Raw genomic sequence first — 25025 nt, forward strand, 5'->3', positions numbered from 1 at the left:
ATGTGGTGATAGGAGTGTAAGGTTATGAGCGATAAAAAAGAAACAACACTTCAAATAGCTGGCATGACGTGTGCTGCCTGTGCAGTGAGAATAGAAAAAGGTCTCAAAAAAATAGATGGAGTAGAGGATGCAAGCGTGAATTTTGCTTTAGAAAAATCAAAAGTAACGTTTGATCCATCCAAATCAAGTGTTACCCAACTTAAAGATAAAGTTGAATCCTTAGGGTATAAAGTGGTTAGTGATAAAGCTGAATTTGATATATCTGGTATGACATGCGCAGCATGTGCTAACAGGATTGAAAAACGTTTAAACAAGTTAGATGGAGTTCAAAATGCAACTGTAAACTTCGCCTTAGAGTCAGCCCTTGTAGAATATAATCCTGATGAAGTTTCGGTCCCAGATATGAAGGATGTTATTAAGAAATTGGGTTATCGTTTAGAACAAAAGCAAGATTCTACAGGCGAAAAGGTTAATCATAGACAGAAGGAAATTGAGAAACAAACAGGAAAATTCATATTCTCTTCTATTTTGTCCATCCCTTTACTTTGGGCGATGGTCAGTCATTTTGAATTTACATCTTTTATTTGGCTACCAGAGATGTTCATGAATCCATGGGTCCAACTCGTACTAGCGACTCCTGTTCAATTCTTCGTTGGCGGTCAATTTTATGTAGGCGCTTTTAAAGCATTAAGGAATAAAAGTGCAAACATGGATGTTTTAGTTGCACTTGGAACCTCTGCAGCTTATTTCTATAGTGTTTACTTAAGTATTCTGTCAATAGGGTCCGGTGCTCACATGGTTGAATTATATTTTGAAACAAGTGCAGTGTTAATTACTCTCATTATATTAGGTAAGTTATTTGAAGCAAAAGCAAAGGGACGTTCATCGGAAGCCATTAAAAAGCTTATGGGTTTGCAAGCCAAAACAGCCACAGTTTTAAGAGAAGGTCAAGAAATGAATTTACCTATCGAAGAGGTAATGGCTGGAGATATCGTTTATGTTAAACCAGGTGAAAAGGTACCTGTAGACGGAGAAATATTTGAAGGGAGATCTGCCCTGGATGAGTCAATGATTACAGGTGAAAGTATTCCTGTTGATAAAACAGTAGGAGATTTAGTAATTGGCTCAACCATTAACAAAAACGGGTTTCTGAAGGTTAAGGCAACAAAGGTAGGAAAGGATACCGCCTTAGCTCAAATTATCAAAGTAGTCGAAGAAGCACAAGGATCAAAAGCGCCTATTCAACGCTTAGCCGATGTCATCTCAGGAATATTTGTCCCTATTGTAGTGGGTATAGCGATTATTACGTTTCTTGTGTGGTACTTTATTGTAAGTCCGGGAGAGTTTGCAGTAGCTCTTGAAAAGTTAATTGCCGTATTAGTTATCGCCTGTCCATGTGCTCTAGGCCTAGCTACTCCTACGTCCATTATGGCAGGGTCAGGTCGAGCAGCTGAATATGGGATTTTGTTTAAAGGCGGAGAACATCTTGAAACCACTCATCGGGTGGATACAGTGATTCTTGATAAAACGGGAACTGTAACAAATGGAAAACCAACACTTACAGATGTTATTCTCTCAAATGGGTTTGAAGAAAAGGAATTTTTAAAGTTAGTCGGAGCTGCAGAGAGAAATTCTGAACATCCGTTGGCTGAGGCGATTGTTGAGGGTATTAAAGAAAAAGGTATTGAACTAGGCAGCTCAGAACACTTCGAAGCCATTCCTGGTTTTGGAATCGAGTCTAAAGTTGAAACCAAATCCTTGCTTATCGGAACGCGCCGACTTATGAAGAAAAACAACATTGATGTTGGAAACATATTACCTAAGATGGAAAACTTAGAAAAGCAAGGTAAGACCGCAATGCTAGTTGCAATTGATCATGAATTTGCCGGAGTGATTGCAGTTGCAGATACAATTAAAGATACTTCTCAAAAAGCAATTGAAAGGTTAAAAAATATGGGTCTTGAGGTTGTTATGATTACAGGAGATAACAAGCAGACAGCTCAAGCAATTGCAAATGAAGTCGGAATTGACCATGTTATAGCAGAAGTCCTGCCTGAAGGAAAGGCAGAAGAAGTTAAAAATCTTCAAAAATCTGGAAAGATAGTGGCGATGGTAGGTGATGGAATTAACGATGCTCCAGCGTTAGCTACTGCTGATATTGGCATGGCAATCGGTACGGGTACGGATGTAGCAATGGAAGCTGCTGATATCACCTTAATCAGAGGAGACTTAAATAGTATTGCCGATGCCATCTTTATGAGTAAAATGACGATTCGAAATATCAAGCAAAATTTATTTTGGGCCTTTGCTTATAATGCTATAGGAGTTCCCATTGCAGCACTAGGTTTTCTGGCACCATGGCTGGCAGGAGTAGCAATGGCATTTAGTTCAGTTTCAGTTGTTTTAAACGCACTCAGATTACAAAGGATTAAGTTAAAAGGATAATCTATTTAAAAGAGAGGGTTTTTTCATGAAACAAAAAAACATGTTGACCTGGGCGGTTTCAGCCATTGTGTATCTTGGATTAGTAATTGGCGGATATTCCGTATATGCAAGCTTGAACGGTAATAACGATCACACTGATACCCATGATGAGGCAAAAACAAATGGTAACGAGGAAAAAGAATCTATTAATGAGCAAGCACATAACGATAATCATATTAGCCAAAGTAGTGATGGTAAGGATTCAGGGCATTCAGATCATGTAGATCAATTAGAAAGTAAAGTGGTCACAAACGTAAAATATGAAAAAGGTTTAATTATTATAGATGTGAAGGATAAAGATCAAAATTCACCTGAATTAGAAATTTCACATGAAAAGATTATGCATTTAATTATTGTAAGTGCCGACTTAGAAGATTATTATCATGTACATCCTGAGGAAAAAGGAAATGGCGTTTATATTCTGAAATTTGACCTACCTGAAAACTCTTATAAAGCGTTTGTTGATATTAAACCTAAAAACCTTGCCTACCAGGTTAGTCCGATAGGGCTGCACGTAGGGAAAGGTCATAGTGAACATAAGGAAAACCCACTTAAGGTTGATACAAACTTAACAAAAACAATCAATGAAAAAACAGTTGAATTAACAACTACAGAGCTAGGAATAAACAAAGATGTGACATTAAGTTTTGATACCAAAGGGATTACTCCAGAGCCCTATCTGGGTGCTCTAGGGCATGTTGTTATTTTGGATGATAAGGGTGAGACATTTGTTCATGTGCACCCTACATCAGAAGAAAAGACACTATTTGAAACAAAATTTGATAAGCCTGGGATCTACAAAGTGTGGGGAGAATTTAAATTTGATGGTAAAGTCAATAGCTATCCATTTGTTATAGAGGTCAAATAAAAACGAAGAACAAAGGGGAATTTTTATGAACTTAGATGGGGTTAGTAAACATCTATTAATTTGCAACGGGAAAACATGCACGAAGAATGGAGCAGAAGAAGTAACAGAGACCATTAGAGAAGAATTGAAAAACTTAGAGCTGCAAAAGGAGATTCACACAACAAAAACATTATGTAACGGGCAATGCAAGCATGGTCCGATCGCTGTTCTATATCCACAAGGAACCTGGTATAAAGAAATGAATAAAACAAAAAGTGAAGAACTTATTCGTCAATTGAAAGAAAACGATAATGTTCATTTAGGTTCTGAACTTTATTACCATGATGGGAAAACATTTAAGAACCATGAGAGTGAACTGTAACATTATAACTTTATCAAAAAGTCGTTGCTGTAATAACAGGGCGCCTTTTCTGGAAGAAAAAAATGTACGTTATTCAATAATCTGGCGGTGGTGGGATAAGGAAATTTTTATGGACTGATCGTTTTTACCGATCAGTCCATTTTCTATTAATAGGGTTTACTCCACTTATGAGAGTTGTACAATACTAGCTTAGACATAGTTACGTCACAAATTTATTGAATAATGGAGCTCCTCTGGAAGTGATTCAAATTTAATGGGCCATGAAAAAAGTGAAACCACAAAAATTTATGCATATCTAAGTGGTGCAATGCGGAGAGACTTGTATAGAAAGTATTTTTAAGGGACCAGGGGTCCTTTTTTTTGTTTTTAATGAACTAACGGGGCAGGTTAATTTAATAAGAAGAAAAAATAAGGTAAATTATTCCAAGTGTTATGCTATTATGAAACTAAAACTATTAATAAACTATAAAAATAGTAGGATGTGTAAAATATGATTGAATTTAAAGGTGGTAAAGAATATTGGAACGGAAGTGAGTGTGATTATAATTTTGTATTTCGTACATTAGCAGATAGTTACCCTCAAGATTATGAGCAATATATAAATGAATCAATGGAATTCATAAAAAAACATACAGTTCTACTCTGCTCGACTTGTCATTATAAGTGGGTACATAATGAAACCCATATATCTACCGCACAATGTCCTTCCTGCAAATCATTGGAGTATCAAAAATTATAAGCCCATAATAAGAGTTGAATATGTACGTTAGTAATCGTGCAAGAGTCACAAATCAAACTGTCATTTTGGCAGCTTTTATTGTTTCACTAACGGGCAGTTTAGTTTAATAAGAAAAGGTTTTTATATGACGGATAGAGAACTAACAAAATTAGTGAATAACTGAAGGTGGTGAATTAAGATGAATTTTAAAATAATAAAGGGTCAATTTAGTTCTTTCAAACAATTAGTAGATGGTATAAATGAAATCTCTAAAAAACAATCTACACTCCTGATCGGGATAGACGGTTGTGGAGGTTCTGGAAAAAGTACATTTGCTGATAAAATAAAAGAAGAATGTTCTAATGTAACGATTGTTCATAAGGATGATTTTTACCTTCCTTCCTCTCAAATTATAAATACACATCCAACAAAAAAACCTATTGGTGCTGATTTTGATTGGAAACGTCTTTTAAATCAGGTGCTGGAACCAATAAGGCATGAAAAAGAGGGACATTATCAACGGTACGATTGGGAAACGGATAGCTTAGCAGAATGGCATACTGTTCCTTTTGGTGGCATTGTAATAATCGAAGGCGTATATTCTATTCGAAAAGAAATAGCAGATAAATACGATTTCAAAATATGGGTTGATTGTCCAAGAGAAAAACGTCTTTCAAGAGGTGTCGATAGAGACGGTGAAGAAGCCCGTGAAATGTGGGAAAATAATTGGATGATTTCAGAAGGTATTTATGTGGAAAAACACAAGCCTTATGAAAGGGCTGATATTGTTGCTGATGGAATTAAATAAATGAGAAGTTTTTCAACTAACGGGTGCTTTACTTCAATAACAGGGGGTTGCTGTGGCAGCCTTTTCTTATGCAACTAACGGGGCAGGTTGGTTCAAGAGTGCTGTTCGATCTTTATTCAACAATTGGGCCATTTTTTTGAATAATTAAAGTCCTAATATTTTACTGTGGTAAATAAGTTAAATAGGCCGTGAATATACTGTGGATATGTTAAGACTTTAATTAGGATAGGAGTGAATAAGCAATTATGAAACAAACGATGCGCGTTCTTATTTCCGGTGCGAGCATTGCCGGTCCGGCACTTGCTTACTGGCTTCACCGTCACGGATTCGACGTGACTGTAATAGAACGTGCACCAGCATTGCGCACGGGTGGGTACGGGGTTGATATCCGTGGTGCAGCCATTACGGTGCTTGAGGGGATGGGTATACTCGATCAAGTTCGTGAAGCTGACACGAACATGACTGGTGTTTACTTCGTGAATAGCAAAGGCAAGATCGAAGGTCAAATAAGCGAAGCGAGTATGGGGAACCATCAGGGTCTGGACATCGAAATCATGCGTGACGATCTTTGTCACATTTTGTACGATTTAACTAAGGATACGGTCGAATACATTTGGGGCGATTCGATTACAGCAATACATGAAACTGAAGCTGGTGCAGAAGTTCAATTTATTAATTGCAAGCCGCAGACTTTCGATCTGGTAATCGGAGCGGACGGTCTCCATTCTAATGTGCGCACCTTGACTTTTGGCGACGAAGCACAGTTTAAACGAACGCTTGGCTGTTATATCTCAATTTTCACCCTTGAGAATTTCCTCAACCTCGACCACCGCCAGCTGTTTTATACGATACCAGGCAAAACTGTAGGTATGTATAGCGCCCGTAACAATACCGAAGCAAGGGGTATGTTCTTGTTCCAATCAGATACATTGAAATACGACCGCTATGATACAGAATCTCAAAAGAAACTTGTAGAAAATGCCTTCGTAGGCCATACGGGTTGGGAAACCTCGAATCTACTCAAAACCATGAAAGATGCGAAAGACTTTTATTTTGACGAGATTTGCCAGATTCACATGCCGACATGGTCAAAAGGTCGGGTTGCATTGTTAGGAGATGCGGCGTATGGCCCATCACCCCTATCGGGTCAAGGGTCTAGCCTGGCGCTTGTCGGAGCTTTTGTATTAGCCGGTGAACTCAAAGCTGCAGATTGCGAGTACACCCGTGCCTTTGTTGCCTACGAACAAAAAGTGAGAAAGTTTGTTGAGAAAAATCAAAAAATAGGACTAATGGCTGCTGGGAGTATGATTGAAAGATCAAACTTCAAAATCTTTCTACGCAATTTAATGTTTCGCGTACCCATCCTTATGGCCGTATCGTTTAAGATGATTTCGAAAATGATAGCGAAAGATGCCAACGGGATTGAACTGAAAGATTATTAATATGCGATATTTTAGAGACGAGTTTCAACCAGTCTGTAAAAACTGATAATTTCTTTGCTTGTGTGTTATTATCAACAAACTGACTTTTTATTATCAGTAACAATACAAAACCCGAATAAGTTTCTGCCTGCTCTTAAGTCTTTAATAATATTGTTGATTTTCCGCAATCGGGAGCGATTCTTTAATAAGGTTCGCTTTCCTTATAGAACTAACGGGTGCTTTACTTCAATAACAGGGGTTGCTGCGGCAACCTTTTTCTTACGGAACTAACGGGGCAGGTTAGTTAAACAAGGAAATTAAAGAGAATAGTAAAAATAAGTTTTTACTACTAAATTGGGGGATACTTGTATGATAAAAAAGATTTATGTTGTGAGACATTGTGAAGCACAGGGTCAACCTTCGGAATCACAACTAACAGAAAAAGGATTGAAGCAAGCCAATTATTTATCTGAATTTTTCTCTAATACTAAAATTGATCGAATCATATCAAGTCCATTTTTACGTGCTATTCAATCAGTAGAACCACAAAGTGAGAAAATAAACTTAAAAATAGAGATTGATGAACGTTTGTCAGAACGTACACTAAGTACAACGGACTTACCTGACTGGTTTGAAAAACTTAAAGCAACGTTTAATGATATGGAGTTGAAATTTGAAGGAGGAGAGTCGAGTCAGGAAGCAATGAACCGAATAGTAAACGTTGTAGATGAAGTTTTTAAAAATAAAACTGAAAACACAATAATCGTTACTCACGGAAATTTAATGTCTTTACTGCTAAAGAATTATAATAATAACTTTGATTTTGAATGTTGGAAGAATCTTAGTAATCCTGACGTCTTTCAATTAACTTGTACAAAAAATGATGTAAATATGGAACGTATATGGCAAGAAGAAACAATAATAAATATTTGATTAGCCGTATTATTTTGTTCAACTAACAGGTGCTTTACTTCTATATGGGGCTGGAAACAGCTCCATTTCTTATGCAACAAAAGGGGCAGGATAGTTGAAGAGTACTGTTTGACCTTTGTTCAACATTTTGGCCAGATTGTTGAGGAAGAGCAGCAATTAACCATATATTAGATGCAGGTCAACCACTATATGTAGTGGTTTTGGGGTAAAAAATTAGCAAAAATCGGGCCGAAAAGTGCATTTTCCGGCCCGATTTTTTGAGGCATTTTATAGATGACATTCGCTATCCTGCTATTTTAAGATCATTTTCTGTAAAGCCTGTTTTGTGTCTCATCAACGAGCGGCAGCATCTTTTTCAGCTTTAATTTTTTTTTCTTCCGTAAGGCTATTGAGATAAGCTCTCATCTTTTCGACTAGCTCTGGTGTTAAATAATTACTTTCATTCATTTGGATCAACTCCATTATTTTTAATAATTGGTCTGCACTTATATTTTGGTTTAATGATATTAGTGTTTGTAGTTAAATTCTTCTCAATTTTAGAAAAATATTATCAATATTGCTAAATTGGTAATTTCGATAATTACTATGTTTTGCAGTGCATCTTGCCAAAAATGAAAATAAATAAAGAATTTTAATATTAAAACTGTAGATTTTATAAGGGTTTACAGAATTGGCATAATTTTTGCATATAAAGATTTGCATACAACTAATGGGAAGAAATAAAAACGGCAGCATTTCAGATTACTAAAATTAGGAGGCATAATAATAATGAACTATTCATCAAAGCTAGTAAAAGTAAATAAAGATCCAGGGCATGGCTCACACATCTCACCTGTTTATATGACTTCAACATTTGTTTTTGATAATGCAGAAGTAGGAGCACAACGCTTCGCAGGAGAAGATCCAGGATTTATGTATTCACGCCTGGGAAATCCAAATGTAAGAGAACTGGAAGAGAAGGTAACGGCATTGGAATTTGGTGAAGGTTGTTTGGCTTTCTCATCTGGAATGGCTGCCATAACTGGCTGCCTTTTGGGTGTTTTGCAGGCAGGAGATCACGTTGTTGCACACACAGCGTTGTATGGGGCGACGCACGCATTTCTATCCAAAACAGTAAAGAAGTTTGGAATTGATGTAACATTTGTACCGTTTAAGACAGGGGAAGAGCTGGAACCACACATTACAGATAGAACGAAAGTGGTCTACTTTGAAACTCCTTCTAATCCCACGCTTTCCTTAGTGGATATGAAGAGTGTAGCGGCGATCGCTAAGCAAAAGGGTATCTTGACTATTGTTGATAATACGTTTTTGTCCCCATATTTACAAAATCCTATTCTATGCGGCATTGATATTGTTGTCCACAGTGCAACGAAATATTTGTCGGGTCATGGATATCTTATTGGCGGACTAGTGATTTCCAGCAAGGATATTATTGATCCGATGAGAAAAGAAGTGCAGAAGACTATGGGAGCAAATTTGGCCCCTATGGATGCCTGGCTTCTCTTTCAAGGGATTCGTACATTGCACATTCGCATGGACCGCTCACAAGAAAATGCACAAATTTTGGCTGAACGCTTGGAAAAACATAAGGCTATAGAGAAGGTTTATTTTCCAGGGCTAGCAAGTTTTGAAGATAAAAATATCATGGAGAAACAAATGAAAGGTCCTGGAGCAATGATTTCTTTTGTCTTGAAGGGGGGATACGAAACAGGTGTTAAAGTTATGAATTCTGTAAAACTGAGTACTTTAGCAGTTTCCCTAGGAGATGTAGGTACATTAATTCAACATCCAGCTTCGATGACACATGCGATAATCCCTAAAGAAGAAAGAGAAAAAGCAGGTCTTTATGATGGACTCGTTCGTTTTTCAGTTGGAATTGAAGATGTAGAAGATATATGGAAAGATCTCGAAATGGCATTAGAATAACTGTACGGCTGGAGGATTTGTCAATTATATTGCGGTTAAAGGAATAATAATGCTGGCATGAATATGCAAATTAATATTCATATTTAAGAGAATATATACTGGGCGGTGAAAAAGTCAAGGTTGTGCCGAATGGGACAGACTTGATGAAAGAAATGCAACAAGTAGCGAAAGAGGTAACAGAAGAAGGACATACACCCTATATCCCTGCAGCCTAAACTTCTTAGGGTATTACAGGAAAAAGAGTTTGAAAGAGTGGGAGGAAACAAATCACTGCCTGTAAATGTTCGTGTGATAACAGCAACACATCGCAATTTAGAAGAATTGGTTCAAAACGGTACATTCCGTGAGGATTTATATTATCGAATCAATGTGATCCCGCTGTATACAAAGTTATTGAAGGAGAGGAGGGACGACATTCCCTTCTTTCTCCAGAACTTCATTTGTAAGTATTGTTCGAACTTAAGTCGTCGTAATTAACTATGGATCCACAATTAGATCAATGGCTAATTCAATATGATTGGCCAGGGAATATTAGACAGTTAGAAAATGTTGTGGAGTATATGGTGAATATGGCAGAATCGGATGTACTTGGCTTTCATGATCTTCCGGATTATTTGTACCAATTTCAAGCACCTATTCATACCAGAGGGTTAAGTTTAGATGAGATGGTGGCCGAATATGAAAAATCCATTATCCAAAGTTTCTTTTTAGGTGGTCAGATTGAAAAGATAAGGAAAAAGTAGCGGAAGAATTAAAAATTAGTTTATCGACACTTTATCGTAAGCTAGAACGATACAATCTAAAAGTTTGATCCACTTTACCTAAGATTGCAAATTTTATTTCCAATCCTTTTTCGTCTCCGTAGGGATATTTCTCATATTTGGAAATAATTTTTCCGAATTTGGGAACCGAAAAACAGTACGGAGCGGTAGGTTATCACTATATTCGTCGCGGAAATGGGAATTTTTCAACTAGTTCGATAGTAGGAATGTTGAATTAACAAGGATTTTATTTTGGCACAACTCTTGCATAATATGATAACGAAAAGGAGGAGGTGGAGTCCATTTGGAAAATATAGACGGAATTTAAAGAATATTAGAATTATACAGAATAATGAAACTAGAAATCTGCAAATCATCCATTTTTTTTAAAATATAGGGGGGAACACTAGTGTTGTGTTAATTTAAATTAAATATTCAAAATATTCAATTTAATCATTTTGTGAAACTTGTGATGCCATTAAAAAACATCGATTAAAGCACTTTGCCACTCAATTTGACGAATCATAAATGGGCAGAAATCCGCAAAACAAAGGCGGGAGTGAAGTTGCATCTGTTTCTTGTGTTTATGGAAAAAGGAATTTCCTATCCTGAAAAAGCCGTTATGACAACTGCCAAAGAACATGACCGCGGTCAGCTTGAAATCATGGTAGATGACAAAAAATGCATGTATCTGTTTGACCGTGGTTACCTAGATTATGAACGTTTTGACCGAATGACCGATGATGGCTACTTCTTTCTTTCAAGGCTGCGGAAAAACCCTGTAATACGTGAAATTTACAACTTTAAACTTCCTAAAAATACGTCTGTTTTATCGGATCAAATGGTGTTGATTGGTACGACACAAAACCATGGTGAAAATTATTTTCGCCTTTTAAAGGTCTTGGATTCAAAAGGTAATGAGCTCAATTTAATCACCAATCGGTTTGATTTAAGTGCAGACGAAATTTCAGAAATGTACAAATCACGCTGGGCCATTGAATTGTTTTTCAAATGGATTAAACAACATCTCAGCATCAAAAAGTTCTACGGTCAAAGTGAATGGGCGATTCAAAATCAACTATTTATTGCGCTTATTGTTATTTGCCTACATGTTCTTGTACAAATTGAAACAAAAAGCAAGCGAAAAGCTTTATATATTAGCCGTTATTTGAGGGCTGTATTATGGAAACCAGCGTATATCTGGCTTCGAAAGATTGAAGGAAAAGCCGTCCCTTAATGAGCAATTTTGTTGTTGTCGCACAGGTTTAGTTGTAAATGAATTTCCAAATGGACAGAACCACCTTTTATAAGGTATTTACCTTTTTGGCTCTAAACAGATAGAACAATTAAACTGAAAATTATGACACTATTTATACAGAGGGGGGAATTATTTATGAAAAAGAGTTTCATCATCATCGCTTTTTCGATAATTGTAGCACTTGTATTATCTGCATGCGGAAAGGCCGAAAATCAGGCAGCAAGTCAACCAGGCAAACAGGCAGATGAGAGCAGGGATATGCTAGAGCAAATTAAATCGAGCGGGACCATTAAAATTGGAACAGAAGGAACCTTTGCACCTTTTAGCTACCATGATTCTTCAGGGAAGTTAACCGGTTTTGATGTTGAAATCGCGGAGGAAGTAGCAAAAAGACTTGGTGTGAAACCAGAATTCATTGAAACCCAATGGGACGGTATTTTCGCAGGACTCGATTCAAAGCGGTTCGATATTATTGCTAATAATGTAGGAATTACTCCTGACCGCCAGAAAAAATACGATTTTTCAGTGCCGTATATTATGTCAAAACCTTTCTTAATTGTTCACAAGGACAATAATACGATTAAATCATTTGAAGATTTGAAAGGAAAAAAATCAGCTCAGACTTTAACTAGTAACTATAAAGATATTGCAGCATCTTATGGTGCTGAAATCGTTGGAGTAGAAGGTTTTAATCAATCCATTGATTTATTACTTTCAAAACGTGCGGATGCGGTTGTAAATGACGGACTATCCTACCTAGATTTCAAAAAGCAAAAACCTGATGCACCGGTTAAATCTATCGCAGAACTTGATGATCCGGCAAAAATGGGGGTCATGATGAGAAAAGGGAATAAAGAATTGGTAGAGGCCGTAAATAAAGCGCTTTCCGACATGATGAAGGATGGTAAATATTTAAGTATTTCACAAAAATATTTTGGAAAAGATGTTTCAAAATAGGGAGGGTTCTACATGTTTGCTGATGAAAGAATGGACCAAATTGTTGACATCATTGTAAATTCCTTTTTCCCGATGTTAAAAGCTGGGGTTGCGTTTACGGTTCCCTTGACATTAGTATCCTTTTTACTGGGACTCCTTCTTGCTTTACTTACGGCATTAGCTCGAATCTCGGGAATTAAACTCCTAGACGCTGTTGCAAGATTTTATGTATGGGTGATTAGGGGAACACCGCTGCTTGTTCAGTTGTTTATCATTTTCTATGGCCTTCCGAGTATAGGCATTACGATTAGCCCCCTTCCTGCTGCGATTATCGGTTTTACGCTTAGTGTTGGCGCCTACAACTCAGAGATTATTCGTGCGGCTATACTCTCCATTTCCAAAGGTCAATGGGAGGCGGCTTATTCTATTGGGATGAGCTATCCGCAGGCATTAAAAAGAATTATTCTCCCTCAGGCAACAAGGGTATCTGTCCCGCCTTTGGCAAACAGTTTTATTAGCTTGGTAAAGGATACATCGTTGGCTGCTACCATTACGGTGACTGAAATGTTTAGAGTTGCTCAGCAAATTACCGCAACAACCTATGAACCATTGGTACTCTATTGTCTAGCAGGATTTATTTATTTGATTTTCAGTACCGTTCTTTCGAATGCACAAGGACAGATGGAAAAACGACTCGATCGTTATGTGACGGGCTAATTTGATAGGGGGAAATATACATGATTGAAATAAAGAACCTGCATAAACAATTTGGACAAACAGAGGTTTTAAAGGGAATCGATCTAAAAATTGAGGAGGGCAATACAGTTTGTATTATTGGGCCATCGGGTTCAGGGAAAACAACCTTGTTACGTTGCCTGAATTTATTGGAAGCGCCTACAAAAGGGACCATTAAGCTTGGAAAGTTTTCTTTGGATTTTCAGGATAAAAAACCAGTTCCAAAAGATAAGGTGATTAAGTTCCGTCAACAAACGGGTATGGTTTTCCAAGGTTACAATTTGTTCCCTCATATGACTGCACTTGAAAATGTTATGGAAGGTCTTATTTACGTTCGTAAACAAGACAAAGAAGCCTCTCGTACGAAGGCTCTTCAATTGCTGAAAAAGGTAGGATTATCGGAACGGGCGAACCACTATCCATCCCAGCTATCCGGTGGACAACAACAACGTGTAGGAATTGCACGGGCGATGGCTATGGAACCTGAAGTTCTGCTTTTTGATGAACCTACTTCCGCGTTAGATCCTGAGTTGGTTGGTGAGGTTCTAAAGGTCATGAAAGAACTTGCTAAAGAAGGAATGACCATGGTTGTAGTGACACATGAAATGAATTTTGCGCGTGAAGCAGCGGATAAAGTCGTATTTATTGATAACGGTGTAATCGTTGAAGAAGGAACACCTCAACAAATTTTTGAACATACAGGGCATGAACGGACATTACAATTTTTAAATAGACTTTGTTCATAGGTAAGGGCCGGTACCCCAAGCTGCGGAAGAATGGAAAACTCGTTACTCGGCACTTTCCCGCAGGTTAGAACGACAGAATCTTATAACTTACCATAGGATTGCAAATTTCAATTGCAATCTTTTTTTGAATAATTAAGAAAATATTTTCAAACTTGGGAATCGAAAAACAGTACGGAACGATACACGATGGGTTTTGCAGATTTAGAGGCCCAGATTGATTCTCCGTTAAAATGTTAATCCTTTGCAGCCCTCATAATCCGGTGGGAAGGGTCTGGACACGAGAAGAGCTCACACGTCTTGGGGAAATCTGTCTTAAAAATAATATTTTGATTGTTTCGGACGAAATTCATTTTGATCTCGTCTACAACGAATATAAACACATACCAATCGCCTCTATTTCAGAAGCTCTGGCTAAACAAACCATCACCTGTTTTTCTCCAAGTAAGACTTTCAATATTTGGGGAGTACAAACATCTGTTGTTATTATTCCAAATCGTGATTTGAGAGAACGCTATAAACGTGAAATCAACAGTATGGCGATTGGCTGGGCAACCCCGTTTGGTATAGCAGCTTTGGAAAGTGCCTATCGATTCGGGGAAGAATACTGGCTGGATTAGCTTATTGATTTTTTAAAAGGAAATGTTGATTTTGTTCAATCGTATTTGAAAAATCATATCCCTCAAATCAAACTTGTCGAACCGGAGGGACTTACCTGCTATGGCTGGATTTCCGGGAACTTGGATTTAGTATGGAAGAATTAGATCAGTTTATGCTGCAAAAAGCTTGATTGGCCTTGAATGAAGGTCACATTTTTGGTCTAGGGGGAGAAGGCTTTATGAGAGTGAATATCGCATGTCCCCGCTCTACTATGGAAAAAGCTCTACTTCAGTTAGAACAAGCAGTCAAGCAACTTTCCCATACAGGAAAGTAAAACATAAGAATATTTGGGAGGAATTAAAATGGAACACACGAATGAATATGATTTCAAAAATTTTGTTCAAGATATGACGGTTATGGTGGAACGGAGTCAGAATGATAACGAATGTGTTGTGGAAGCAGAAAGGTTAGTTGGTAAATTAATTCAATCCCAATCATGGCTACCTTCTGAGAAAAGAAGACCAAGTGAGGAAGGGTACTCGCGGCATCTGTTGTATTGTGACCCAGAGGATCGTTTCGAAGTGATCGCGCTAGTCTGGAAGCCCGGCCAGAAGACCACTCTTCATGATCACGATGATTCATGGGGAGCAGAAGGAGTTGTCGCGGGTAAGGTTAAAGTGACTAATTATATACGATTAGAGGAATTATCTGGGGGCAATATTGTTAAGTTACAGCATACTGATACCATCATTGTAAACGAGCAGAATACAGGAAAGCTACTGCCTCCAGCAGACTGTCATATCTTGGAGGGGGTAGGTAATAAACCAGCTATCACGATCCATGTTTATGGAAAGCAATTGAGAAAATTTCGGGTATTCACCCCTTTAGACGAAGAGGGGCTATATCTTGCAATAGAAAAGCGGGTTGAATACTCCCCTGCTTAGAATCGATTAAATAGTGAAAGTGTGGTCCGGTCTGTCCTTACATCCTAAGCAGAGGCGGGCTCTACAGTTTAATGAGCTCATTCCTTGTTGTCCTTTTAGCCATATGTGTAACGGGAATTCTGGAACAATCTGGGATTCTCAGTTCTTTAGTGGAGCCATTAATCAAACGAACCCTCGGCTCTACATTTAGAATAACACTAGCTACAATGGTAACCGCATTAATCAAAAATATGATTGTCTCATCGATGTTATTAACTTCAATTGTAGCGGGTTCCCTTATGATAAATGTCTTTAAAAATAATAATTTGGCCCAGAAAATCTTTCGCGTAATATCGAGGATGTTGGGATCTTGGGCGCACCGGTTATTCCGTGGAAATCCAACGCAATCTATTGTTCGCAGATGTATGCCTATTTCCCATATGTCTTTCTAGCCTTCTTTGTCCCATTATTCGATTTAGTTTATGGTGCCACTGGATTTGCAAATATTGTTCAAGTAGTTACAACAACTATCTTGTATCTTTCCTTTAAAACTTTCTTGGCTTTTAATCCACCGTTTGAAATTTGAGTTGGTACATGTTTTCTTGTTCTTGAAAAAATTTTTCTCAAACGTGATAGGAATTAGGAATGATTAACCTATAAGAGGCTGAAAAAATAGTGATTTTGCAAGGAATTAAAGATTGGCACGAATATTGCAAATTAATATTCATGACTAAGAGATAAGGAGGTAAGCGATGTATAAAGCCGTTATTCTAGGGACTGGACCTGCTGGGTTAACCGCAGCAATCTATTTAGCACGTGCTAACATAAGTCCTTTGGTCATTGAAGGGCCTGAACCAGGGGGGCAATTGACATTGACAACAGCTGTCGAGAATTTTCCTGGTTTTCCTGAAGGGATTATGGGACGAGAGTTGATGCAGAACATGCGAAAGCAAGCTGAGTTTTTTGGAGCAAAGTTTAAAAGAGGCTGGGTTAAAAAAGGCGACTTTTCCAATAACCCTTTTACCTTAACGGTGGAAGGAATAGGGGAGCTTAAAACGCAATCTTTAATCATTTCAACGGGAGCTTCAGCGAAACTTTTAGAAATTCCAGGGGAAAGAGAAAATATTGGGCGTGGGGTAAGCACCTGTGCAACATGCGATGGATTTTTCTTTAGAGGAAAGAAAATTATCGTTGTCGGGGGCGGAGATTCTGCTATGGAAGAGGCAAATTTTTTAACGAAGTTTGCTTCGGAGGTTCAGGTTGTCCACCGCAGAAAGGAGCTTCGCGCTTCCCAAATTATGCAAGACCGTGCCAAAAAGAATCCAAAAATTACCTGGAGCTTAAATTCCATTCCTGAAAAAGTGATCGCAGGGGATCGACACGTTACTGGTTTGAAAGTAAAAAACAGTGAAACAGGAAAAGAGGAAGTTCTGGAAACTGATGGTATTTTCATTGCCATTGGGCACAAACCAAACACAGCATTTTTAGACAATCAAATCAAAACGGACGACATGGGATATATCATGGTGAATCCTGGTACAACCGAAACGAATATCCCAGGTGTATTTGCCTGCGGGGATGTTCAAGATCATAAATACCGCCAAGCCATTACAGCTGCGGGAAGTGGTTGTATGGCTGCTCTGGATTGCGAAAAATATCTTGATGCAAGTGAATTATGTAGTGGAAACAATCAATCTATCAATGAGAACCAAATATGGGGAGGATTTTAATAATGAAAGAGATTAAAACAAAACAAGAGTTTGAAGAGGCGATTTTATCAACAAAACCAGTTATGGCCAAATTCTATGCCGAATATTGCCCAGACTGTCAGCATACCGATTTATTTATGCCCAACTTGGAAGAAGCGTATAGAGAAAGAGTAGATATGATTGCAGTAAATCGTGAACATTTTCCAGAGGTATTAGAGAAGCTGGATGTGTACGGAATCCCAAGCTTTATTGCTTTTAAAGAAGGGAAGGAACTGAACCGCTTTGTAAGTAAACTTGGAAAAAGTCAGGAAGAGGTTGAACAGTTTCTTAATCAAATTGTAGAGGCAAGTGGAAAACTAGGATAGAAAATCCTTGCCTGGAGCCAATAAATATTGAACAGTCACTCAATATTTATTGGCCATCTTTTTAGTCTCAACAATCTTATCAACTATTTTTTCATGGAAACTATACAGCTTTTAGAGTTCGAATAACACGCCGACTTTGTGCATTTAGTAGATGAGTATTGAAGACCTTTTTTGTTTCAAGGGGGATAAGAAATGGAACTTTTGAAATATGTGAAGTAATAAAATGATCTAAAATCCAAAATGGAGACATTAGCATTAAAGTATGGACTGTGTGATTCAAGAACGATTGAATATAGCCAGGAATTAGATCTATTACTTAATAAAGTTATGAAAATTAGATATACAGGATTAAAACAGTTTAAACGTCTTAATGGTTTGTCAGGAGGAACAGAGGAGGAAAACAACAAAACGATTCCAAAAAGTACTAGTCGCAAACCGTGGAGAAATAGCTGCCCGTATCTCCCAGGCATGCACGGAGTTGGGCATCAGGACAGTTGCCATATACTATGAACAAGATAGCGTATCCCTACACCGGTTTAAAGCGGATGAAGCATACCTCGTTGGAGAAGGAAATAATTGGTTTTTGGATTGAGACCATATTTTAGTTATTCCATTATAGGGCGCTTTAATGAAGTAACGAAAAAAGCCCACTCAATTTTAATGCTGAGAAATTGGGCTTTTTAATATCGAAATTTCCTTAACGTTGTAAATCCGCATTTTCCTGACGCTACCCCTTATATAACTACCATGAAAATAAGTTTCTTTAAAAATGAAAAATGACAATACTTAAGAAGACCCTGCTCAATCGTTTAAAAAAAAGAGGAGAGCGTAAATTAATTAGTCTATAGATTAGGGTTGACTGGATTAAGGTCAGTATCAGTATTGACACTTCCTAACCATTTTCATTCTTTGTGGTGAATCGCCGATTTTTGCGATTCATGGATGGCTAACGGGTGCTTTAGCTGAAGATCGGAGCTGTCTTTAAGGCAGCTTTTTCTTTATGCAACTATCAGGTGCGTTAGTTGAATTACAGGGCGAAAACGGGCTCCATAATATAAGGGAAGTTGTAAGAGGGTACGGTGATGTTTCTACAATTTTTTTACAAATCAAGATAACCAATAATTCACAATAATAGTAAGCTTCATTTTGTTATATACATCATTTTTCAAGGGATGGTGCAAGGGATACTTAAACGAATAATAACAAGGTACGAACACGAAGGTCTGACCCCGGAGGATATTGTGCATTTAAATACTATAAAAGGACAAAATCCTTATGGGATGCTAACTCTATTATTAGGTCTAGCATCCTTTATTTGGAACTAAAAGGGAGGGATCTTCCTTAGGTGTAGAGTGACAATTTTTTCATTAATACAACTTATATTCATTTAAATTTCAGAAGCTTCTGGTTGGAAACCTCCTATATTTCTATCTTCGACTACCATGCGCAATCCACGCTTCGGTCTGAGTGTAATAGACGGAAGTGGCTTTACTTCATGATGGTCAGGCGCCAGCCTTATCCGATATCGTTGAGCAATGCATGCTAGGACAAGCACAGCTTCCATCACTGCAAAATGATTACCGATACAAACTCTCGGACCTCCGCCAAATGGAAAGTAAGCGAACGGAGGTAGGGTTTTCATAAAGTTGTTTTCAAATCGCTCAGGTATAAAGGAATCTGGATTATCAAAATACTCAGGCTTGTGGTGCATCACATACTGACTCAACAGGATCATATCGCCTTTTTTAAAAAGATACCCTCCAATTACCACATCTTCCGCCACTTCCCGTTGTATGATATAGGCAGGCGGGTATATGCGCATTGATTCATAAATAACATTTTGTGTGAATGTTAATTTCATAAAATCGCCAGTTGTTAGATTACGGTTGCCTATTACGCTATCTATCTCATTGAAAAGTTTAGTTTCCACATCAGGGTGTTGGGAAAGCAAGTATAAGGTCCAGGAAAGCACATTTGCTGTTGTTTCGTGACCGGCAAGGAAAATGGTCATTAACTCATCACGTAACTGCTTGTCTGTCATAGCTAAGCCATCCTCATCATCTCGAGCATCCATTAGAATCCCAAGCATATCCTCATGTCTCTCTGCCTCTGTTCTACGTTTTTCAATAAAGCTATAAATCACCTTATCAAGTCTCTGTTTCGCAATTTTATATTCACGGTTGTTTTTAGTTGGAACCCATAGTGGCATTTGAAGTGTTCGCATTCTTTTAACGGCAATTCTCATGAAGGCTTCTATAGGTTCCCCGAGCATGCCATATCCTTCTTTGAGGTTCATGCTGAACATGGTCTTGCTGATAATACCCAGTGCAAGGCTCATCATATCCTCCGTAATAATCCTTTCTTCTCTGTTTTTCCAAGTGGAAATATAGTCCATTGTTATATCAATCATATCCTGACCATAATTGCTAATATGAGACTTTTTGAAAGAGGGTTGAATAAGCCTTCTTTGGCGCATGTGAAATTCTTTTTCACTTGTAAGAAGGCCTTCTCCGAGTACTGGTTTTAAAGCAGAGAAGTCCTTTGATTTCAAGAAGGATTTTTGTTTTGTTACAAGTACCTGCTTAATTAAATCTGAATTTGAAATAAGGTAAACATTATGGAAAGGTCCAAAACGAATTTTAGCAACTTCTCCATATTCATTTGCTAAACGGGTTAGAAAGCCAAGTGTATCTGAAATAAACTCCTTTGAATGGCCAGTAATTAATTTTCCTTTTGGGCCTGGAGAATCATTTGAAAAATCTGTGTCACTCATTGGTTTTTCCTCCATTTCGGTATAATTACTTGTATTCATTCTATGAGGAAAGTATTGATTGGTTTGGACAAGTTGATAATAAGAAGACTAACAAATACAATATTTTTTAAAGATAGTTAATCAATTTGAATGAAATAATAAGTGGGTATAAAGGAATACTATTAATAAACGAAATCAAAGTGTTTATGAAATTGTATCTTGAACATGCCAAACAATTGCGAGATACGTATCAATCGGATAAACTTCGTGTGTCAGGACTGAAACAACAGCTTATTTACTCGAACCTTATGAGGATCAAACAGAAACACGTGGAGAGACATCTTTCCCTCCCGAGACGATAAAAAAATGGGTAGTTGATGCAGATAAAGAGGGCTTCAGCATTCGTTTTCATGCGATTGGGGATGGAGCGATTCGTCTTGCTTTAGATGCCTATAGGGATGCACAAATGGTCAATAGTAAGCGAGATTCACGTCATTCCATTGAGCATGTAGAAGTGATTCACCCTGATGATATTCATCGTTTCAAAGAGCTTGGTGTTACTGCTTCGATGCAGCCAGATCACTTAGCGATGTCCGAAAGAGGTGTTTACACCGATCGAATGGGTACTGAACGAGAAAAGCAAGTTTTCTCGATTAATGCATTGCATAAAGCCGGTGCAAAATTGGCATTTGGAACAGACTTCCCAATTGATATCCTTAATCCTCTTCTACAAATCTATTGTGCAGTAACGAGAATCGACAGCAGCGGAAAAACGGTATGGCATCCACATGAACGCATTACACTTGCCGAAGCATTGAAAGCTTATACATCTGGATCCGCTTACGGTACATTTAGAGAGCATGAATTAGGGAAATTGGAAGTAGGTAAGCTTGCTGATATTGTCGTCTTGGAACGAAATCTCTTTGAAGTACCCGTGGAAGAAATACCAGATACAAAGGTAAAGTTAACGATTGTTGATGGAAACGTTGTTTTTGATCATACCTATGCAACCAAATAAACACATGAATGAACCATAAACAAAAATAATGTAAATTAAGGAGACCAATTATGTTATGTAGTTCTCTAGAATCTTCACCGGGAATCATAATATATTATTAGGGCTAGTATTTTAAGTTAAGAAGGGGCAAACGCGCCCGATTGTTGAAGGTTCATGCATAAAGGTTATTGAAGATAGGCCCTTTTTAAAAGGTTAACTAGATACAAAACTTAAGATAATGAAACAGAACTTGTGATTGTTTTATAAAAATGTTTTAATTCACGAAGACATTATTGATAAACAAAAACGACTTAATGCATTAAGTAAACCATATGATGGATACACAGATGGATGAGGAGTTATGGTTGATTGATTTAATAGCTGTTCTTTTTATTAAATTACCAGTTCTTAATGAACTAACGGTTGCTTTGCTTCATTACCAGAAGCTGATCAGCAGCTCCCTTTCTTATGCAACTATAGGGGCAGGTTAGTTCTACAAGCGTAGTGTATACGAACTGTGCATATTTATATTTATTAACTTATCGATTTCCTCTCTTTCAAAAGTTGAATAAAAAGCACTTTCTATTCAACTTTTCTAGAAATATAATTAAACAGAAAGGAGGCAATAAGAATGAAACATAATTCTATGCACCAATGGCATAAAGAGCATAAAAAACGGGTAGCAGAATTTCACCAAAAACACGCTACTCAAGTAGCTAATGGAGAAAACGGAAACGGTTGGTTAGCCAAGCTCGAAACGTCTTTTTTTAATAAAGTACTTGTTCCTCTTAAAGTTGTGAAATAACATCTTTTTTTCTGCTCCTGCTCTTTGAGGAGCAGTTATTTTTTGATTTTATTTAAATACTTTGTGACACAGTATCTGTCAACTCTGCTATAAGTCTTATAGAACTAACGGGTGCGTTAGTTGCGTAAGGAACACAAAAATGATCAATCTTTTTTATAAGAATAATCCAATTAATTAGTATAAAGGTATGTTTTGATCAATCTTTTTTCAAAACATGCCCTTTCTATTTATTCATTTATCAAGGTTTCTCGTATTAATTTGATCAAACTTTGTTTCAAATATACAATTACGATCAACAACAACATTAAAGTTCATAAAAATAATTAGAATGAATAATTGACAAAAAATGAGAATATTAGTAATCTAACGTAAAACATACGCTACCGTATTTTACTGGAGAGATGACATGCAATTAACGAGGGAAGATTGGATAAAAGCAGGATTACAACAATTAGCTGATGAAGGAATACATAAAGTTCGCATTGAAGCACTTGCTCGATTGCTAAAAATAAGCAAAGGGAGCTTCTATCACTATTTTCGTGACCATCAAGAGCTTTTAGATTCTATGCTCGACTATTGGGAAATACATGCAACAAAACTGATTGTTCAAAGTATGGAGCAACAGGATGCCTCATTAGAACAGCTATTACAGATTAGTTTTAATCGAGATAAAAAAATGGAGATTGGCATTTATACTTGGGCTAAATATGATCCTGTTGTGGCTGCACGTTTAGTAGATATGGAAGAACAAAGAATTTCTTGTGTTGCAAAATTGTATCAAAAAATCGGTATAGACGAAAATGAATCAATTGATCGAGCGAGACTTGCCTATTTAACGTATGTAGGTTGGATGACAAGGTTTGAAGCAAATCCTAATTTTGATATTGATAAAATGGTTGAGCTTTTAATAAACGATAATAAATGTCCCTAATATGGTTATAAAACCTGAAGGGACAAAATTTTCACTATAACATACGGTAGTGTATGTTTTGTTTGAAGTTACGACATTGGGGGCGAATAAATGAAATTACTATTAATATTAGTAGCTGTAGGGCTTCTTTGGTTTATCAGTTTTTTGCATATTTATTGGGCTTTTGGAGGTCGATGGGGTTCTGCCGCTGTTCTCCCAGTAAAAGAGGGAGAGCATAAACCTGCTTTTACTCCGAGATTATGGGGAACATTATTCGTAGCCATTCTTATTCTAATGGCTAGTCTCATTATTGTTGTTCAAGGAGGTTATTTGCAGGGGGTCCAAGCAAATAGTTTTTCTAAAATCGGAAGTATTGTTTGTGCTTTAGTTTTCATTATTAGGGCAATTGGTGATTTTAAGTTTGTTGGATTTTTTAAAAAAATTAAACATTCTCAGTTTGCTAGATACGATACTTGGTTCTATAGTCCATTATGTTTATTCTTTTGCTTTGTCTATATCATTCTATTGTTTTAATATGAGTTATAGTTGTCGAGAATAAACTCTGATACTTTGAAAGTGATTGAACTTTTTTATAAAGACCAAACTTAAATATACTGAATAAAGAATCTATTTTGATCGATCTTTTTTCAAAATAGATTCTTTTTATTTATCGTAAAATTTGGGTTTTCGAGATATATTTGATTAACCTTTATTTAAAAGCTACAATTACGGAATAGCAAAATTTTACAATATGAAAATTGGAAGATTTGTTGTAGATATTAGGAAAAAACAACACTTATAGGGGTATCGTCAGGGTAGATTCAGGAAAATGCGCATTTACAACGCATTTTGATACAAGTCTTATTAGACATTATAAAGCCTAATTTAGAGGTACTTTGAATGTTTCTCAATAGTTTCTACTCTATTGAGATTGTGAAGGTTTCTACTTAAACTAACGGGTGCGTTACTTCTATAATGATCACTAAAAAAATAATCAAACTATTTTATAAAAATTGTATACTAAATCACTAGAAAAGAACCCTTTTTGATCAATCTTTTTTTCAAAATGTATTGTATTTATATACGTATATGAGGGTTCAGGAGGACCTTTTGATCAATCTTTATTTCAAAGCTACAGTTGATTCTTTTTTTTCCAGATGCTTTAGCACAATACATACATGAACTGAGCTGGAAAGTTCCCTCCTAAGAATAAGGAATAAGAATGGCCGAAAATCAATTTGATTTTCCGGCCATTTTAATTTTTGAAAATGGGGAGTTCAAGAATTATTTTTCTACAGATGCAATGATGTCTTCAGCTAAGAGTTTAGAACCACTAGCACCTTTTAGATATTTCAATGTTCCTTCACTAGACCAATCAAATATCTTTATACTGCTCATTCTTTTATTTACTTCTTTAATGTTTAACTGGTTAGAAACAAAATTATAATTTGAAGGAATAATTTTATTGCCGGCTATAGCTAAAGCATTTAAACAGACTATATGAGTTAATGGATATTGCTTATAATCACTCCATTCAACAGGTAACAACTCTTTTATACAATTAAAATAGGTAAGGGTAATATTAAGTATTTTTTCCTTAGGTAATTCGGCTATCTTTGTATTTTTAATTAATAACAAAAGAAAGTTATATACATTTTGTAAAGTAATATGCTTTTCTTTAGTTCTTTTGCCAATTAACGTTCCTTTATTATACAAGGGGCTGTTAGGGTCAATAATTAGCTGTGTTGCAATCCAACTAATTTCTTCATCTAAACAGTGAAAAGTAATGAACGCACATTTAATATTGCACTATTTGTATATACTCCGATTCCCCCAAAATCCGGAGTTTTTACCTATTAATCTGGCTATATTTGGACGGATTTTGTCACATCCCTGAAATCTCCACTCTTCACTGTAATAAAGTTAATTATTTCATGCTTTCTTGGAACAGTTCCGTTAAAACGAAGTCATATCTAGCCGATTGTAATAATTAAGGTATAATGATAGGGAAA

The 25025-nt window shown here is 36.8% G+C and carries 25 protein-coding genes and 5 pseudogenes; 28 read left to right on the forward strand and 2 right to left on the reverse strand.

Features of this window, described 5'->3' with window-relative positions:
• The first annotated feature begins 24 nt into the window (after positions 1 to 24).
• The 23 genes and pseudogenes from QUF94_RS11615 to QUF94_RS11715 form a co-directional block, all read left to right on the forward strand.
• Positions 25 to 2445, forward strand: a complete 2421-nt coding sequence (locus QUF94_RS11615) for a heavy metal translocating P-type ATPase (RefSeq protein ID WP_289315989.1) — start codon at positions 25 to 27, stop codon at positions 2443 to 2445.
• Positions 2446 to 2470: 25 nt separating this feature from the next.
• Positions 2471 to 3352, forward strand: a complete 882-nt coding sequence (locus tag QUF94_RS11620; RefSeq protein ID WP_289315990.1) for a hypothetical protein — start codon at positions 2471 to 2473, stop codon at positions 3350 to 3352.
• 25 nt (positions 3353 to 3377) lie between these two features.
• Positions 3378 to 3713 carry a (2Fe-2S) ferredoxin domain-containing protein gene (locus QUF94_RS11625; RefSeq protein ID WP_289315991.1) on the forward strand — a complete coding sequence of 112 codons (336 nt, stop codon included), beginning with the start codon at positions 3378 to 3380 and terminating at the stop codon, positions 3711 to 3713.
• Positions 3714 to 3901: 188 nt separating this feature from the next.
• A pseudogene (locus QUF94_RS11630) lies at positions 3902 to 4053 on the forward strand (tyrosine-type recombinase/integrase); the annotation flags it as partial.
• 150 nt (positions 4054 to 4203) lie between these two features.
• On the forward strand, positions 4204 to 4452 hold the full coding sequence (locus QUF94_RS11635; RefSeq protein ID WP_289315992.1) for a hypothetical protein: 249 nt from the start codon (positions 4204 to 4206) through the stop codon (positions 4450 to 4452).
• A 178-nt stretch (positions 4453 to 4630) separates the two neighbouring features.
• Positions 4631 to 5239: a uridine kinase family protein gene (locus tag QUF94_RS11640; protein ID WP_289315993.1), complete on the forward strand. Its 609-nt coding sequence runs from the start codon at positions 4631 to 4633 to the stop codon at positions 5237 to 5239.
• Between the two features lie 245 nt (positions 5240 to 5484).
• Positions 5485 to 6681 (forward strand): FAD-dependent monooxygenase, encoded by a 1197-nt coding sequence (locus tag QUF94_RS11645; protein WP_289315994.1) that lies wholly within the window; start codon positions 5485 to 5487, stop codon positions 6679 to 6681.
• Between the two features lie 351 nt (positions 6682 to 7032).
• Entirely contained in the window at positions 7033 to 7593 is a 561-nt protein-coding gene (locus tag QUF94_RS11650; protein ID WP_289318355.1) for a histidine phosphatase family protein, read from the forward strand.
• A gap of 768 nt (positions 7594 to 8361) precedes the next feature.
• Entirely contained in the window at positions 8362 to 9519 is a 1158-nt protein-coding gene (locus QUF94_RS11655; RefSeq protein ID WP_289315995.1) for a trans-sulfuration enzyme family protein, read from the forward strand.
• Positions 9520 to 9771: 252 nt separating this feature from the next.
• Positions 9772 to 9996, forward strand: coding sequence for a sigma 54-interacting transcriptional regulator (locus tag QUF94_RS11665; RefSeq protein ID WP_289315996.1), 225 nt, complete (start codon positions 9772 to 9774; stop codon positions 9994 to 9996).
• A 2-nt stretch (positions 9997 to 9998) separates the two neighbouring features.
• Entirely contained in the window at positions 9999 to 10262 is a 264-nt protein-coding gene (locus QUF94_RS11670; protein WP_289315997.1) for an AAA-type ATPase lid domain-containing protein, read from the forward strand.
• Positions 10263 to 10276: 14 nt separating this feature from the next.
• Complete coding sequence (locus tag QUF94_RS28775) at positions 10277 to 10330, forward strand: hypothetical protein (RefSeq protein ID WP_353957696.1); 54 nt, start codon at positions 10277 to 10279, stop codon at positions 10328 to 10330.
• Positions 10331 to 10734: 404 nt separating this feature from the next.
• Positions 10735 to 11517: pseudogene (locus QUF94_RS11675) on the forward strand (IS4 family transposase); the annotation flags it as partial.
• A gap of 156 nt (positions 11518 to 11673) precedes the next feature.
• The gene (locus QUF94_RS11680) at positions 11674 to 12495 is read left to right on the forward strand and encodes an amino acid ABC transporter substrate-binding protein (protein WP_289315998.1); all 822 of its coding nucleotides are present in this window, start codon (positions 11674 to 11676) and stop codon (positions 12493 to 12495) included.
• A gap of 12 nt (positions 12496 to 12507) precedes the next feature.
• Entirely contained in the window at positions 12508 to 13191 is a 684-nt protein-coding gene (locus QUF94_RS11685; protein ID WP_076370548.1) for an amino acid ABC transporter permease, read from the forward strand.
• A 20-nt stretch (positions 13192 to 13211) separates the two neighbouring features.
• The gene (locus QUF94_RS11690) at positions 13212 to 13955 is read left to right on the forward strand and encodes an amino acid ABC transporter ATP-binding protein (RefSeq protein WP_289315999.1); all 744 of its coding nucleotides are present in this window, start codon (positions 13212 to 13214) and stop codon (positions 13953 to 13955) included.
• A 260-nt stretch (positions 13956 to 14215) separates the two neighbouring features.
• Positions 14216 to 14572, forward strand: a complete 357-nt coding sequence (locus QUF94_RS11695; protein ID WP_289316000.1) for an aminotransferase class I/II-fold pyridoxal phosphate-dependent enzyme — start codon at positions 14216 to 14218, stop codon at positions 14570 to 14572.
• A gap of 342 nt (positions 14573 to 14914) precedes the next feature.
• Positions 14915 to 15496, forward strand: a complete 582-nt coding sequence (locus tag QUF94_RS11700; protein ID WP_289316001.1) for a cysteine dioxygenase family protein — start codon at positions 14915 to 14917, stop codon at positions 15494 to 15496.
• Between the two features lie 41 nt (positions 15497 to 15537).
• Positions 15538 to 15927, forward strand: a complete 390-nt coding sequence (locus QUF94_RS28780; protein WP_353957808.1) for a Na+/H+ antiporter NhaC family protein — start codon at positions 15538 to 15540, stop codon at positions 15925 to 15927.
• A gap of 300 nt (positions 15928 to 16227) precedes the next feature.
• Positions 16228 to 17205: a thioredoxin-disulfide reductase gene (gene trxB, locus QUF94_RS11705; protein WP_289316002.1), complete on the forward strand. Its 978-nt coding sequence runs from the start codon at positions 16228 to 16230 to the stop codon at positions 17203 to 17205.
• Positions 17206 to 17207: 2 nt separating this feature from the next.
• Positions 17208 to 17549: a thioredoxin family protein gene (locus tag QUF94_RS11710; RefSeq protein WP_289316003.1), complete on the forward strand. Its 342-nt coding sequence runs from the start codon at positions 17208 to 17210 to the stop codon at positions 17547 to 17549.
• 240 nt (positions 17550 to 17789) lie between these two features.
• Positions 17790 to 17870, forward strand: a pseudogene (locus QUF94_RS28785) (aspartyl-phosphate phosphatase Spo0E family protein); the annotation flags it as partial.
• A 49-nt stretch (positions 17871 to 17919) separates the two neighbouring features.
• Positions 17920 to 18120: pseudogene (locus QUF94_RS11715) on the forward strand (biotin carboxylase N-terminal domain-containing protein); the annotation flags it as partial.
• Positions 18121 to 18936: 816 nt separating this feature from the next.
• Here QUF94_RS11715 and QUF94_RS11720 read toward each other — a convergent pair.
• Positions 18937 to 20322: a cytochrome P450 gene (locus QUF94_RS11720; protein WP_289316005.1), complete on the reverse strand. Its 1386-nt coding sequence runs from the start codon at positions 20320 to 20322 to the stop codon at positions 18937 to 18939.
• Positions 20323 to 20641: 319 nt separating this feature from the next.
• Here QUF94_RS11720 and QUF94_RS11725 point away from each other — a divergent pair.
• From QUF94_RS11725 to QUF94_RS11745, 5 genes and pseudogenes are all read left to right on the forward strand, one after another.
• Positions 20642 to 21319 (forward strand): annotated as a pseudogene (locus QUF94_RS11725) (amidohydrolase); the annotation flags it as partial.
• Positions 21320 to 21633: 314 nt separating this feature from the next.
• Positions 21634 to 21789: a hypothetical protein gene (locus tag QUF94_RS11730; protein WP_289316006.1), complete on the forward strand. Its 156-nt coding sequence runs from the start codon at positions 21634 to 21636 to the stop codon at positions 21787 to 21789.
• Positions 21790 to 21929: 140 nt separating this feature from the next.
• On the forward strand, positions 21930 to 22103 hold the full coding sequence (locus QUF94_RS11735) for a hypothetical protein (RefSeq protein ID WP_289316007.1): 174 nt from the start codon (positions 21930 to 21932) through the stop codon (positions 22101 to 22103).
• Between the two features lie 406 nt (positions 22104 to 22509).
• Positions 22510 to 23034: a TetR/AcrR family transcriptional regulator gene (locus QUF94_RS11740; protein WP_061463107.1), complete on the forward strand. Its 525-nt coding sequence runs from the start codon at positions 22510 to 22512 to the stop codon at positions 23032 to 23034.
• 90 nt (positions 23035 to 23124) lie between these two features.
• The gene (locus QUF94_RS11745) at positions 23125 to 23547 is read left to right on the forward strand and encodes a DUF3995 domain-containing protein (RefSeq protein ID WP_289316008.1); all 423 of its coding nucleotides are present in this window, start codon (positions 23125 to 23127) and stop codon (positions 23545 to 23547) included.
• A 750-nt stretch (positions 23548 to 24297) separates the two neighbouring features.
• Here QUF94_RS11745 and QUF94_RS11750 read toward each other — a convergent pair.
• Positions 24298 to 24729, reverse strand: coding sequence for a ParB N-terminal domain-containing protein (locus QUF94_RS11750; RefSeq protein ID WP_289316009.1), 432 nt, complete (start codon positions 24727 to 24729; stop codon positions 24298 to 24300).
• Between the last annotated feature and the right edge of the window lie 296 nt (positions 24730 to 25025).

The organism is Peribacillus sp. NJ4 (assembly GCF_030348345.1).
Taxonomy (GTDB): domain Bacteria; phylum Bacillota; class Bacilli; order Bacillales; family DSM-1321; genus Peribacillus.